The sequence below is a fragment of the Bordetella ansorpii genome (assembly GCF_900078705.1).
Taxonomy (GTDB): Bacteria; Pseudomonadota; Gammaproteobacteria; order Burkholderiales; family Burkholderiaceae_B; genus Bordetella; species Bordetella ansorpii_A.
The window spans coordinates 377,550-390,506 of the sequence record NZ_FKIF01000009.1; the positions used below are offsets into that span (position 1 = coordinate 377,550).

Sequence of the window (12,957 nt, forward strand, 5' to 3'; positions counted from 1 at the left end):
TCGAAGGAAATCAGGCCCAGCCGAAGGCGGCCAGCACCATGTCGACCAGCTTGATGCCGGCGAACGGCACCAGCAGGCCGCCCAGGCCGTAGATCAGCAGATTGCGCCGCAGCAGGACCGCCGCGCCCAGCGGGCGGTATCGGACGCCCTTCAGCGCCAGCGGAATCAGCGCGATGATGATCAGCGCATTGAAGATGACCGCCGACAGGATGGCCGAGGCGGGCGTGGCCAGCCGCATGACATTGAGCACGCCGAGCTGCGGATACACGGCGGCGAACGCCGCGGGAATGATGGCGAAGTACTTGGCCACGTCGTTGGCGATGCTGAAGGTGGTCAGCGCGCCGCGTGTCATCAGCATCTGCTTGCCGATCTCGACGATCTCGATCAGCTTGGTGGGATTGGAATCCAGGTCCACCATGTTGCCGGCCTCCTTGGCGGCCTGCGTGCCCGAATTCATGGCCACGGCCACGTCGGCCTGGGCCAGCGCGGGCGCGTCGTTGGTGCCGTCGCCCGTCATCGCCACCAGGCGGCCTTCCTGCTGATAGGCGCGGATCAGCTTCAGCTTGGCCTCGGGCGTGGCCTCGGCCAGGAAGTCGTCCACGCCGGCCTCGGCGGCGATGGAGGCGGCCGTCAGCTTGTTGTCGCCGGTGATCATCACCGTCTTGATGCCCATGCGGCGCAGCTCGGCGAAGCGCGGCTGGATCTCGGGCTTGACGATGTCCTTCAGCTCGATCACGCCCAGCGCCCGGGCGCCGTCGCCCACGGCCAGCGGCGTGCTGCCGCGGCGCGCCACCGTCTCGGCATCGCGCGACAGGGCGGCGGGCAGGGACGCGCCCTGCTCTTTCAGCCAGGCGCCGACGGCGTCCACCGCGCCCTTGCGGATGCGGCGGCCGCCCGCGTCGACGCCGCTCATGCGGGTCTGCGCGGTGAAGGGCACGAATTCGGCGCCGGCCATGGCGGCGGCGGGCGCATTCAGGGTGCGGTCCGCCAGGGCCACGATGCTGCGTCCTTCGGGCGTTTCATCGGCCAGCGAGGCCAGGCGCGCGGCCTCGGCCAGTTCCTGGGCGGTCACGCCCGGCGCCGGCAGGAACGCCGAGGCCTGGCGGTTGCCGAAGGTGATGGTGCCGGTCTTGTCCAGCAGCAGCACGTCGACGTCGCCGGCGGCCTCCACCGCGCGGCCCGAGGTGGCGATCACGTTGGCCTGCATCATGCGGCTCATGCCGGCCACGCCGATGGCCGACAGCAGGCCGCCGATGGTGGTCGGGATCAGGCACACCAGCAGCGCCACCAGCACCGTCACGGAAACGATGCTGCCCGCGCCGGCCGCGTCCACGGCATACATCGAGAACGGCAGCAGCGTCACGCACACCAGCAGGAAGACGATGGTCAGGCCGACCAGCAGGATGGTCAGCGCCAGCTCGTTGGGCGTCTTCTGGCGCTTGGCGCCCTCCACCATCGAGATCATGCGGTCGAGGAAGCTCTCGCCCGGATCGGCCGCGATGCGCACGAAGATCCAGTCGGACAGCACGCGCGTGCCGCCGGTGACCGACGAGAAATCGCCGCCCGACTCGCGGATGACGGGCGCGGACTCGCCCGTGATGGCGCTTTCGTCCACCGAGGCGATGCCGGCCACGACCTGGCCGTCGCCGGGGATGGTTTCCCCTGCCAGGACCAGCACGACGTCGCCCTTGCGCAGTTCGCCCGACGGGCGCGATTCGCCTCGCGGCTGCCAGACTTGCGGCGAGGCATTCAGTTCATCGCTGTCTCGGAAGGTCTTCAGCACGCGGGCCTGGATGGTGGTGCGCAGGCCGCGCAACGTGGCCGCCTGCTGCTTGCCGCGCCCTTCGGCCAGGGCCTCGGCGAAGTTGGCGAACAGCACGGTGAACCACAGCCAGACCGTGATGGCCAGGATGAAGCCGGCCGGCGCCTCGGCCAGGCCGGCCAGCGCCATCGCCCACAGCACCGTGGTCAGGATGCTGCCGATGTAGACGACAAACATCACCGGGTTGCGCACCTGCGCGGCGGGCGAGAGCTTGCGCAGGCTGTCGCGCAGCGCGGGCCCCACCAGCGAAGGCGACCAGAAGCCGAACTGGCGTCCGGCCGATTGAGCCTGGCCAGCGGGCGCGGCGGCCGCGCCTTCGGCCGAGGCCAGGGATGGGATATGTTGATCCATGAGGGTTCCACCGGATTCGTTCAAGGTTGCGCGGCGTGCACGGCGTTCTGCAGGTGCTCCGCGACGGGCCCCAGCGCCAGCGCGGGCACGTAGGTGAGTGCGCCGACCAGCATCACCGAGCCGGTCAGCAGCACGGCGAACAGCGGGCCCGTGGTCGGCATCGTGCCGGGGCCTTGCGGCAGGCGCGGCTTGGCGGCCAGCGCGCCGGCCAGGGCCAGCAGCGCGACGATGGGCACGAAGCGGCCCAGCCACACGGCGGCGCCCAGCAGCAGGTTGTAGAACGGCGTGTTGGCGGACAGGCCCGCGAAGGCGCTGCCATTGTTGTTGGCGGCCGAGGACAGGGCGTACAGGATTTCCGAGAAGCCATGGATGCCCGGATTGAGCACCCCGGCGCGGCCGGCATCGGCCAGCACGGCCACGGCCGTGCCCACCAGCACCAGCAGCGGCGTGGCCAGCAGCACCATCGCGACCATCTTCATGTCGAAAGCCTCGATCTTCTTGCCCAGGTATTCCGGCGTGCGGCCGATCATCAGCCCGGCGATGAACACCGCCAGGATGGCGAAGGCCAGCATGCCGTACAGGCCGGCGCCCACGCCGCCGAACACCACCTCGCCCAGCTGCATCAGCAGCATCGGCGGCAGGCCGCCCATGGCCGAGAACGAATCGTGCATGCCGTTGACGGCGCCGCACGAAGCCGCGGTGGTGATGGTGGCGAACAGCGCGGTGGGCGCGATGCCGAAGCGCACTTCCTTGCCTTCCATGTTGCCGCCGCCCGGCGCCAGGCCGTTGACGGCCTGCGCCAAGGCGGGTGTGGACTGATGCTCGAAGTAGGACGTGGTCAGCGCGAACACGGCGAACATCGCGGTCATCGCCGCCAGGATGATGGCCCCCTGGCGGCGGTTGCCGGCCATCTCGCCGAAGCTGAAGCACAGCGCGGCGGGGATCAGGAAGATCGCCAGCATTTCCACGAAATTCGACAGCGCCGTGGGATTCTCGTAGGGATGCGCGGAGTTCGCATTGAAGAAGCCGCCGCCATTGGTGCCGAGCATCTTGATGGCTTCCTGCGAGGCCACCGGCCCCATGGCCAGCGTCTGCTGCTGCGTCTGCCGCGGCTGCATCCGGGGCTGGCCGTCGGCGCCCGGCATCGGCTGGCCCTGCGCGTCGACCTCGGGCACGCTGAAGGCCTGCGCCTCGACGGTCTGCGCCTGCACGTAGGGATCGAGGTTCTGGATCACGCCCTGGCCGACCAGGAACAGCGCCATCACGAACGACAGCGGCAGCAGCACATACATCGTGCCGCGCACGATGTCCGTCCAGAAGTTGCCGATGGCCTGCGAGCCGTGGCGCGTCAGGCCGCGCACCAGCGCGAAGAGCACGGCGATGCCGGTGGCCGCGGACAGGAAGTTCTGCACCGTCAGGCCCAGCATCTGGGTCAGATAGCTCATCGTGCTCTCGCCGCCGTAGCCCTGCCAATTGGTGTTGGTGACGAACGACAGCGCCGTGTTCAACGACGAGTCCGGCGTGACCGCGCCCAGGTCCGCCGGATTGAACGGCAACATGCCCTGCAGGCGTTGCAGCCCGTAGACGGCGAACACGCCCAGGACGTTGAACAGCAGCAAGGCCAGCGCGTAGCGCTTCCAGCCCATGTCCGCCGTGGGATCCACGCCAGCCAGGCGGTAGATGAGGCGCTCGACCGGGCGCCCCCAACGGGTCGGCCCGTAGCTGCCGTCCTCGATGGCCCGCCGGATGTAGTGCCCCAGGAAGGGGGCGACCGCCAGCACGACGGCCAGGTAGACCGCCAGCAGGCCCAGGAATTGGGTGTCCATCAGAACTTCTCCGGTTGGAACAGGGCGGCCAGCAGATAGACCATGAGCAGGGCCGCGACGATGCCGCTCAACCAATAAATGGCGCTCACTGGCGTTCTCCTGCTGACAGTCGGGCGCAGAAGGCGACCAGCGCCCAGGCCAGGCCCGCCATCGCGCCGAACGCGGCGAGGTACACGAAATCCATGTTTTTCTCCCCGGAGGCCTGGCCTCCGAACAAGGCGGAGGCAACCTCCACCGGACCCTGCGCAGGTTACGGAGAGGGGGGTAAAAACGGGATATAGCTTTGGCGGGCCGGTGTAAAAACGGTATAAACGCCAAATACGCACCAAATAGGTGCAAAGAAAGCGTGCCGGCGTCTGATGTCGCAATGCCCCGCTTTGACCCGAAAAGGGCCAATTTGTCTTGCTTCTGGCCTAGGCCGGCCGAAATTTTGGTGTTTTCGGGCCGAATGCACCGTATTGGTGCCCAATATAACTAAATGAATGCGCCGAATTAGGGCATTCCCCTAGTGTGACAGTCCCGTAACTGGTGCAGAATCCTGTCCATGCAGGTGAGGAGACAGAAAGCCCTTAAGGGCTTCCATACAACCGGCGGCACCGGTATATAAATAAAAGCAGTACAAGAAAAGCAAACGCACAACGGCTGGCACGACACACTGTGCCGGCCGTTGTCGCATTCGCGGTCCGCGGCTTGCCTTACCGGACACGGATGCGTCAGCGCCCACCCAGGTCAAGCATGCCGGCATCCCAAGTCCGTTCCTCTGCTTCGCGCTACTGGCGCCGCAACGTGCGGCTGATCCTGCTGCTGCTGGCGCTTTGGATCGCCCTGACCGCCACGCCCGCGCTGCTCACCGGCTATCTTTCCTTCGAATTCATCGGCTGGCCCTTTCCGTTCTGGCTGGCCGCCTATGGCGCGCCGCTGGCCTTCCTGCTGATCGTGGCGGTGTACGGCACCGTCATGAACCGTGCCGATGACCGGGCCGACGCCGAGGCCCTGGCCGCAGAGGACGCCCAGGCGGCCGCCAGCCGGCGGGACGTGCGCTGATGCCGTTCTCCGCCGACACCCAGCACGAGTTCGGCCTGCGGCTGCGCCGCATCTATCTGTTGTACACGGCCGGCTTCTGCATGCTGGTGCTGCTGCTGGCCCTGGCCGAGATGGCCGGGCTGTCGCGCAACTGGATCGGCTACGCTTTTCTCATTGTCACGGTCAGCCTGTACGCCTGTATCGGCATCGTGTGCCGCACTTCCGACCAGGTCGAATACTACGTGGCGGGCCGGCGCGTGCCCGCCCTCTACAACGGCATGGCCACGGCCGCCGACTGGATGTCGGTGGCCTCGTTCATCGGCGTGGCGGGCACCCTGTACCTGTCGGGCTACGGCGGCCTGGCCTACGTGATGGGCTGGACGGGCGGCTACGTGCTGGTGGCGTTGCTGCTGGCGCCGTACCTGCGCAAGTTCGGGCAGTACACCATCCCGGATTACCTCGGGGCGCGCTACGGCGGCAATCTGCCGCGGCTGATGGGCGTGGCCTGCGCGGTGCTGTGCTCGTTCACCTATCTGGTCGCGCAGATCTACGGCGTGGGCATCATCACCACCCGGCTGACCGGCATCTCGTTCGAACTGGGCATCTTCGTGGCGCTGGGCGGCATGCTGGTGTGCTCGTTCCTGGGCGGCATGCGCGCGGTCACGTGGACGCAGGTGGCGCAGTACATCATCCTGGTCATCGCCTATCTGGTGCCGGTGATCTGGCTGTCGGTCAAGCACACGGGCAGCCCGGCGCCGCAACTGTCGGCGGGCGCGGTACTGCAGCAGGTCACCGAGAAAGAGATCCATCTGCAGAACGATCCCGCCGAACGGGAGGTACGCCGCCTGTGGCGCGAGCGCGCGCAGGAAATGACCGCGCGCCTGGACGCCCTGCCGCAATCATGGGCCGACGAGAAAGACAAGTTGCGCCACCAGTTGGCCGCGCAGATCGCGGCCGACGCGCCGATGGTCGAGGTGCGCTCGCTCGAACGCGAACTGGCCGCCTATCCCCCCGACCCCGAAGCCGCGCGCATCGCCTGGTCGCAGGCGCGCGCCGCCTATGAGGCGCGCGGCTCGCCGCCGCCGCCGCACGCCCAGCCCTTTCCCGCGAGCGACCCGACCGAAAGCCGCGACATGCGCATCAACTTCCTGGCGCTGGTGCTGTGCCTGATGCTGGGCACCGCCGGCATGCCGCACATCCTGATGCGCTCGTACACCACGCCCTCGGTGGGCGACGCGCGCCGCTCCGTGTTCTGGGCGTTGCTGTTCATCCTGCTGCTTTACTTCACCGCGCCCGCGCTGGCGCTGCTGGTGAAGTACGAGGTATACGCGCAGGTGGTGGGCATCCGCTTCAGCGACCTGCCCAATTGGGTGCATGCATGGAGCGCGGTGGACAGCAATCTGCTGGAAGTGGTGGACATCAACCGCGATGGCATCGTGCAACTGGGCGAGATCGGCATGGGCGCGGATGTGGTGGTGCTGGCCATGCCGGAGATCGGCGGCCTGCCCTTCGTCATCTCCGGCCTGGTGGCGGCTGGCGCCCTGGCCGCGGCACTGTCCACGGCGGACGGCCTGCTGCTGACGATGTCCAATTCACTCTCGCACGACATGTGGTATCGCATGGTGTCGCCGCGCATGCCTGCGGCGCGGCGCGTCATCGTGTCGAAGATCCTGTTGCTGCTGGTGGCCTTCGGCGCCGCCTGGGTGGCGGCGCGCAAGCCGGCCGACATCCTGTTCATGGTGTCGGCGGCCTTTTCGTTCGCGGCCTCGTCGTTCTTTCCCGCGCTGGTCACGGGACTGTTCTGGCGGCGCGCCAACAAGTGGGGCGTGACGGCGGGCATGGCCGTGGGACTGCTGACGACGTTCGCCTACATGGCGCACACGCATCCGTGGCTGCGCGAATGGGTGTTCAACGTGCCGCGCACCGTGCCGATGGATCTGTGGTGGGGCATCCAGCCCATCGCCGCGGGCGTGTTCGGCGCCCCGGCGGCGTTCGCCACCATCGTCGTGGTGTCGCTGCTGACGCGGCGGCCGGACGCCGCCACGCTGGCGCTGGTGGACTACCTGCGCAAGCCGGGTACCCAATAAACGCCTTCGCCGCCCGCCGTTCAATGCCCGGTCGTCTTGGAAAACACCTGCATCACCACCACGCCCGCCACGATCAGCGCGATGCCGACGATGGCCGGCAGGTCGAGCGTCTGCTTGTACAGCACCAGCCCGGCCAGCGAGATCAGCACGATGCCCGCGCCCGACCAGATCGCATAGGCCACGCCCATGGGGATGGTGCGCAAGGTCATGGACAGGAAATAGAACGCCACGCCATAGCCGACGACGGTGATGACCGAGGGCCACAGCCGCGTGAAGCCCTCGGCGCCCTTCAACGCGCTGGTGGCGATGATCTCGGCGCAGATGGCCAACGCCAGGTACAGCCAGTTCATCGGCGGGCGCCCTCCGGCTGGCGCATCAGCACCAGCAGCGCCCCCGCCCCGCCCTCGCGCTCCATCGCTTCGGAGAACGCGATGACGTCGGGCTTCTGCACCAGCCAGGTCCGGACCTTGTCCTTCAGCACGGGCTCGAGTCCCTGCGAGCCGTAGCCCTTGCCGTGCACGATGCGCACGCACCGGATGCCATGCTCCAGGCATTCGTCCAGGAAGGACAGCACCGCGTGGCGCGCCTGCTCGACCCGCAGGCCGTGCAGGTCGAGTTCGGCCCCGACCCGCCAATCGCCGCGCTTCAGGCGCCGCGCCGTATCGGGCGCCGCATCCAGCCGCACATAGGCCGTGCCGTTCTCGGACAGCATGTGCGCCACGTCGCCGCCATCGGACACGCCGGCGTCGGCCCGCACCGCGGGCTTCTCGCCGAGCGCCGACGCGCGGCGCGAGGCCACGGCATGGTCGATGGCGGGTGCGGGCGCGCGCCGATGCTCGACCTTGTTGGCCGCCTTCATGGGCGTGGCCGCCTGCATCGCCTTCTTGAAGGCGTCGACGTCGTGGACCGGCGCGGCCCGGGCGCGGCGCGCCGCGTCCTCGCGCGCCTGGCGCTCGGCCTGCTCGCGGTCGCGGGCGAGCGTGTCGTGCACCCGCTTCAGGTCGGCCAGGCTGGCCTTAGTGCCCCGCATTTTCCAGCCAGCGCTGTGCGTCCAGGGCCGCCATGCAGCCGGTGGCCGCGCTGGTGATGGCCTGGCGGTACACGTGATCCTGCACGTCGCCGGCGGCGAACACACCGGGCACGGACGTCATGGTGGCCATGCCGTTCAGGCCGCTCTGCGTGACGATGTAGCCGTCCTTCATCTCGAGGTGGCCGGCGAAGATCTCGGTGTTGGGCTGGTGGCCGATGGCGATGAAGCAGCCGGCCACGTCCAGGTCTTCGGTGGCGCCGGTCTCGGTGTGGCGGATGCGCACGCCCGTGACGCCGCTGTCGTCGCCCAGCACTTCTTCCAGGGTATTGAACAGCTTCAGCTCCATGTTGCCGTTGGCGACCTTGTCCATCAGCTTGTCGACCAGGATGGGCTCGGCGCGGAACTTGTCGCGGCGGTGGATCAGCGTGACCTTGCGGCACAGATTGGACAGGTAGAGGGCCTCTTCGACGGCGGTGTTGCCGCCGCCGACCACCACCACGTCCTTGTTGCGGTAGAAAAAGCCATCGCAGGTGGCGCAGCCCGACACGCCGCGGCCCATGAAGGCGCTTTCCGTCGGCAGGCCCAGGTACTTGGCCGAGGCGCCGGTGGCGATGATGAGCGCGTCGCAGGTGTACAGCTTGCCCGTGTCGCCGGTCAGGGTGAACGGGCGGCTGGACACGTCCACCTTGGCGATGTGGTCGAACAGCACTTCGGTCTCGAAGCGCTCGGCATGCTGCTGGAAGCGCTGCATCAGGTCCGGGCCCTGGACGCCGTGGACGTCGGCCGGCCAGTTGTCGACTTCAGTGGTGGTCATCAGTTGGCCACCCTGGGCCAGGCCGGTCACCAGAACCGGCTTGAGATTCGCCCGGGCGGCGTAGACGGCGGCGGTGTAACCGGCCGGGCCGGACCCGAGGATCAGGACTTTCGCGTGCTTGGGTGTGGACATATCAGCCTCTGCCCGGCCGCCCGGCGGAGGCTGGCGCCCTTTTTGGGGGACAGCGAACCCGGCAGGCGTGGGGGTCGTTTCATCGCGGTTTTTAAAGTGACGTCTCATTATAATGAGGCCCATGCCGCGTATTTCCACTGCCTCTCCGCGCGCTTCGCGCAACACCCGCAACGGGCCCTCAGCTTTGCAGACGCGCATATCCGCCCTGCTGCGCGAGGCCCGCTGGATCCTGTTCGCCGCCCTGGCCGCCTGGCTCACCCTGGTGCTGGCCACCTGGAACCCATCCGACCCGGGCTGGTCGCACTCCGTCGCGTCCGGCGCCATCCGCAATGGCGGAGGCACCCTGGGCGCCTATCTGGGCGACATACTTCTTTACCTTTTCGGCTACTCGGCCTGGTGGTGGGTCGTCCTGCTGCTGAACCGCGTGCGCGCCGGCTACCGCCGCCTGGCCACTCAACTGCGCGGCCCGGGCAAGGACGATCCCCTGCCTCGTGTCCACTGGGAGGTCGGCGTCGGCTTCGCGCTGCTGCTGGTCGGCTCGCTGGGCATCGAAGCGCTGCGCATGTATAGCTGGGGCATGCACCTGCCCGGCGGCACCGACGGCGCCAGCGGCGCGGGCGGCGTGATCGGCCAGATGCTGGCCGGCTGGCTGTCGCGCGGCGTCGGCTTCACCGGGGGCACCCTGGTCCTGCTGGTGCTGGTGGCCATCGGCCTGAGCCTGTTCTTCGCCTTCTCGTGGCTGCAACTGGCCGAGCGCATCGGCGGCGCCATCGAAAGCGCGCTGCGCAGCGTGCGCAACTCCTACACCGCCCGCGAAGACCGCCGCGTGGGCGAAGTGGCCCAGGCCGCGCGCAGCGAACAGGTCGTGGCCAAGCAGGAAAAACTGGTGCACGAGCAACCCGTGCGCATCGAACCCGCCATCACGGTGGTGCCGCGCTCCGACCGCGCCGAGAAGGAAAAGCAGCAATCCCTGTTCGCCCCTCCGGCCGGCGAGACCGACCTGCCCGCGCTGGGCCTGCTCGATCCGCCCCAGGGCAACCAGGAAACCGTCTCGGCCGAGACCATCGAATTCACCTCGCGCCTCATCGAGAAGAAGCTGGCCGACTTCGGCGTGTCCGTGGTCGTGGTGGCCGCCCAGGCCGGCCCGGTCATCACCCGCTACGAGATCGAACCCGCCACCGGCGTCAAGGGCAGCCAGATCGTCAACCTGGCCAAGGACCTGGCCCGCGCGCTCAGCCTGGTCAGCATCCGGGTGGTCGAAACCATCCCCGGCAAGAACCTGATGGGCCTGGAACTGCCCAACCCGCGCCGCCAGATGGTCAAACTGTCCGAGATCCTCGGTTCGCAGACCTACCATGCCAGCCAGTCGGTGCTCACCATGGCGCTGGGCAAGGACATCGCCGGCAACCCCGTGGTGGCCGACCTGGCCAAGATGCCGCACCTGCTGGTGGCCGGCACCACCGGCTCGGGCAAGTCGGTCGGCATCAACGCGATGATCCTGTCGCTGCTGTACAAGGCCGACGCGGCGCACACCCGCCTCATCCTCATCGACCCCAAGATGCTCGAAATGAGCGTCTACGAGGGCATCCCCCACCTGTTGTCGCCGGTGGTCACCGACATGCGCCAGGCCGCCAACGCGCTGAACTGGTGCGTGGGAGAAATGGAAAAGCGCTACCGCCTGATGAGCAAGATGGGCGTGCGCAACCTGGCCGGCTACAACGCCAAGATCCGCGACGCCATCAAGCGCGAAGAGCCCATCCCGAACCCGTTCTCGCTGACGCCCGACCAGCCCGAGCCGCTGGCCGAGATGCCCATGATCGTGGTCGTCATCGACGAGCTGGCCGACCTGATGATGGTGGTGGGCAAGAAGATCGAAGAGCTCATCGCCCGCCTGGCCCAGAAGGCGCGCGCCGCCGGCATCCACCTGGTGCTGGCCACGCAGCGCCCCAGCGTCGACGTCATCACCGGCCTGATCAAGGCCAACATCCCCACGCGCATCGCGTTCCAGGTCTCGTCCAAGATCGACTCGCGCACCATTCTCGACCAGATGGGCGCCGAGACCCTGCTGGGCATGGGCGACATGCTGTACATGCCGCCGGGCACGGGGCTGCCCGTGCGCGTGCACGGCGCCTTCGTGCATGACGACGAAGTGCACCGCGTGGTAGAGGCCCTGAAGGCCCAGGGCGAACCCAACTACATCGAAGGCCTGCTCGAGGGCGGCGCGGAAGGCGATGGCGCCGAGGGCGCCAGCAGCGTCACCGGCATCGGCGGCGACGCCGAATCCGACCCCATGTACGACCAGGCCTGCGAGGTCGTGCTCAAGCATCGCCGCGCATCGATCTCGCTGGTGCAGCGGCACCTGCGCATCGGCTATAACCGCGCGGCGCGGCTCCTGGAACAGATGGAACAGGCCGGCATGGTGTCGGCCATGCAGTCCAACGGCAACCGGGAAATCCTGGTGCCCGCGCGGGAGGAAGCATGATGAAAAGCAGTCTTCGCCGATTGGCCGCCGTGGCGGTGCTGGGCCTGTGCCCGCTGGTGGCGGCGGCGGCCGGCGCAGCGGCCAGCGCGCAGGAACAGCTGAAAGCCTTCGTCTCCACGGTGCAGGCCGCCACGGGTTCGTTCACCCAGACCACCTCGGGCGCGCCGGGCGCCAAGCCCAAGACGCAAAGCGGCGACTTCGCCTTCCAGCGTCCCGGCAAGTTCAACTGGCGGGTCAAGCTGCCGTACGAACAGCGCATCGTCGCCGATGGCCAGCAGGTCTATCAGTACGACCCCGACCTGGCGCAGGTCACCGTGCGCAAGGTCGACCAGGCCATCGGCACCTCGCCCGCCGCCATCCTGTTCGGCTCGGGCAACCTGGAGCAGGCCTTCCAGGTCTCGCCGCTGCCCGCCCGCGACGGCCTGCAGTGGCTGCGCGCCAAGCCGCGCAGCGCCGACGCCGGCTTCTCGCAGGTCGACATCGGCATGAAGGACAACCAGCCCGTGCGCATCGAACTGCTCGACGCCTTCGGCCAGACCACGCGCGTGGAGCTGTCCAACCTGCAGCCCAACCCCTCGCTGCCGGCCAACGAGTTCCAGTTCACCCCGCCCGCGGGCACCGACGTGGTGAAGATGTAGGCGCTTTCCCCGTCCGGCCACACCCGCTCCGGGCCTCCCGGCGGTGCGCGGGCGTAGGCTACGGCCCGCGGTTCCTCAAGTATCGGCATGCCGCCTCCCAGCCGTCCGGTTTCGCCCGCAACCGCGGAGGCGGCATCGGACGCGGCATCGGTTTGCCGACGCTGGCCGAGGCGTTCTGATGCCCAGGCGGCGTTGATGCCGTTTTTACGGCCGCCAGCGGCTTTTTTCCACGGGGTTTATGGCGGGATTCCTATAGTGGACCCGTCAGCAACCACGGCCAACGGCAGTCTGCCCCACCGCAGCCCCGCGCCCCCAAACCGCCATGCCTCAACCGCAACGCCAGCCCCGTCCCGCCATGCCTATCCCCATGCCGCTGGGCGACGCCATTTCGATGACCGTGCGCATCCCCTCGCACGAAGCCATGAATCTGCACCTGGCGCTGCGCCGCGCCGGTGACGCGCCCGCCGAGGTCCGCATCCTGGACGCCGGCCCCGCGGGCGGTCCCGCCACCATGCTGTTGCGCGGCACGCGCCACGGCATCGACTCGGCCATGCACGCCATCATGTGCGCGCTGCCGCAGGCCGAATTCGGCGCCATCCATCCCCTGACGGCGGTGCTGCGATGAACGCCGCCATGCACCCTGCCGCCCGCTTCGACGGCCTGTGGCTGCCCCTGGTCACGCCACTGCGCCAGGGCCGCGTCGACCTGCATGCCGCCCAGGCGCTCGCCCGCCACTACCGCCAGGCCGGCAT

General features: G+C 68.4%; 11 protein-coding genes. 5 read left to right on the forward strand and 6 right to left on the reverse strand.

Going from position 1 to position 12,957, the window contains the following annotated elements; all coding sequences use genetic code 11:
* Nucleotides 1–10 precede the first annotated feature (10 nt).
* Genes kdpB through kdpF form a run of 3 tightly spaced genes read right to left on the reverse strand, consistent with a single transcriptional unit; the run spans nt 11 to nt 4,088 of the window.
* Nucleotides 11–2,173, reverse strand: a complete 2,163-nt coding sequence (kdpB, locus tag A6745_RS24455) for a potassium-transporting ATPase subunit KdpB (protein ID WP_066133131.1) — start codon at nt 2,171–2,173, stop codon at nt 11–13.
* A gap of 20 nt (nt 2,174–2,193) precedes the next feature.
* Entirely contained in the window at nt 2,194–3,999 is a 1,806-nt protein-coding gene (kdpA, locus tag A6745_RS24460; RefSeq protein WP_066133134.1) for a potassium-transporting ATPase subunit KdpA, read from the reverse strand.
* Complete coding sequence (gene kdpF, locus A6745_RS24465) at nt 3,999–4,088, reverse strand: K(+)-transporting ATPase subunit F (protein ID WP_066133137.1); 90 nt, start codon at nt 4,086–4,088, stop codon at nt 3,999–4,001. The genes kdpA and kdpF overlap by 1 nt, the downstream gene beginning before the upstream one ends.
* A 646-nt stretch (nt 4,089–4,734) precedes the next feature.
* Between kdpF and A6745_RS24470 the strand changes: the two genes are divergently transcribed.
* Nucleotides 4,735–5,043 (forward strand): DUF4212 domain-containing protein, encoded by a 309-nt coding sequence (locus A6745_RS24470; RefSeq protein ID WP_066133140.1) that lies wholly within the window; start codon nt 4,735–4,737, stop codon nt 5,041–5,043.
* Nucleotides 5,043–7,109: a sodium:solute symporter family protein gene (locus A6745_RS24475; protein ID WP_066133143.1), complete on the forward strand. Its 2,067-nt coding sequence runs from the start codon at nt 5,043–5,045 to the stop codon at nt 7,107–7,109. The genes A6745_RS24470 and A6745_RS24475 overlap by 1 nt, the downstream gene beginning before the upstream one ends.
* A 20-nt stretch (nt 7,110–7,129) precedes the next feature.
* Here the strand turns inward: A6745_RS24475 and A6745_RS24480 are convergent, their stop codons facing one another.
* Genes A6745_RS24480 through trxB form a run of 3 tightly spaced genes read right to left on the reverse strand, consistent with a single transcriptional unit; the run spans nt 7,130 to nt 9,085 of the window.
* Entirely contained in the window at nt 7,130–7,459 is a 330-nt protein-coding gene (locus tag A6745_RS24480; RefSeq protein ID WP_066133145.1) for a DMT family transporter, read from the reverse strand.
* Nucleotides 7,456–8,139, reverse strand: a complete 684-nt coding sequence (locus A6745_RS24485; protein WP_066133148.1) for a Smr/MutS family protein — start codon at nt 8,137–8,139, stop codon at nt 7,456–7,458. The genes A6745_RS24480 and A6745_RS24485 overlap by 4 nt, the downstream gene beginning before the upstream one ends.
* The gene (gene trxB, locus A6745_RS24490) at nt 8,126–9,085 is read right to left on the reverse strand and encodes a thioredoxin-disulfide reductase (protein WP_066133152.1); all 960 of its coding nucleotides are present in this window, start codon (nt 9,083–9,085) and stop codon (nt 8,126–8,128) included. The genes A6745_RS24485 and trxB overlap by 14 nt, the downstream gene beginning before the upstream one ends.
* Nucleotides 9,086–9,206: 121 nt before the next feature.
* Here trxB and A6745_RS24495 point away from each other — a divergent pair, with 121 nt between their 5' ends.
* The 3 genes from A6745_RS24495 to A6745_RS24505 all read left to right on the forward strand — a co-directional run bounded on the left by A6745_RS24495 (nt 9,207) and on the right by A6745_RS24505 (nt 12,830).
* Nucleotides 9,207–11,567 carry a DNA translocase FtsK gene (locus A6745_RS24495; RefSeq protein WP_156513526.1) on the forward strand — a complete coding sequence of 787 codons (2,361 nt, stop codon included), beginning with the start codon at nt 9,207–9,209 and terminating at the stop codon, nt 11,565–11,567.
* Nucleotides 11,567–12,205, forward strand: a complete 639-nt coding sequence (lolA, locus tag A6745_RS24500) for an outer membrane lipoprotein chaperone LolA (protein WP_066133158.1) — start codon at nt 11,567–11,569, stop codon at nt 12,203–12,205. Before A6745_RS24495 ends, lolA begins: the two co-directional genes overlap by 1 nt.
* A gap of 322 nt (nt 12,206–12,527) precedes the next feature.
* Nucleotides 12,528–12,830, forward strand: a complete 303-nt coding sequence (locus A6745_RS24505) for a hypothetical protein (protein ID WP_156513528.1) — start codon at nt 12,528–12,530, stop codon at nt 12,828–12,830.
* Nucleotides 12,831–12,957 lie beyond the last annotated feature (127 nt).

Excerpts from the sequence above, each read along its gene's own strand:
- kdpB (WP_066133131.1), bottom strand. The coding sequence starts at position 2,173 with ATGGATCAACATATCCCATCCCTGGCCTCGGCCGAAGGCGCGGCCGCC.
- A6745_RS24470 (WP_066133140.1), top strand. The coding sequence starts at position 4,735 with ATGCCGGCATCCCAAGTCCGTTCCTCTGCTTCGCGCTACTGGCGCCGC.
- A6745_RS24505 (WP_156513528.1), top strand. The coding sequence starts at position 12,528 with ATGCCTCAACCGCAACGCCAGCCCCGTCCCGCCATGCCTATCCCCATG.
- A6745_RS24480 (WP_066133145.1), bottom strand. The coding sequence starts at position 7,459 with ATGAACTGGCTGTACCTGGCGTTGGCCATCTGCGCCGAGATCATCGCC.
- A6745_RS24495 (WP_156513526.1), top strand. The coding sequence starts at position 9,207 with ATGCCGCGTATTTCCACTGCCTCTCCGCGCGCTTCGCGCAACACCCGC.
- A6745_RS24475 (WP_066133143.1), top strand. The coding sequence starts at position 5,043 with ATGCCGTTCTCCGCCGACACCCAGCACGAGTTCGGCCTGCGGCTGCGC.
- kdpA (WP_066133134.1), bottom strand. The coding sequence starts at position 3,999 with ATGGACACCCAATTCCTGGGCCTGCTGGCGGTCTACCTGGCCGTCGTG.
- lolA (WP_066133158.1), top strand. The coding sequence starts at position 11,567 with ATGAAAAGCAGTCTTCGCCGATTGGCCGCCGTGGCGGTGCTGGGCCTG.
- A6745_RS24485 (WP_066133148.1), bottom strand. The coding sequence starts at position 8,139 with ATGCGGGGCACTAAGGCCAGCCTGGCCGACCTGAAGCGGGTGCACGAC.
- trxB (WP_066133152.1), bottom strand. The coding sequence starts at position 9,085 with ATGTCCACACCCAAGCACGCGAAAGTCCTGATCCTCGGGTCCGGCCCG.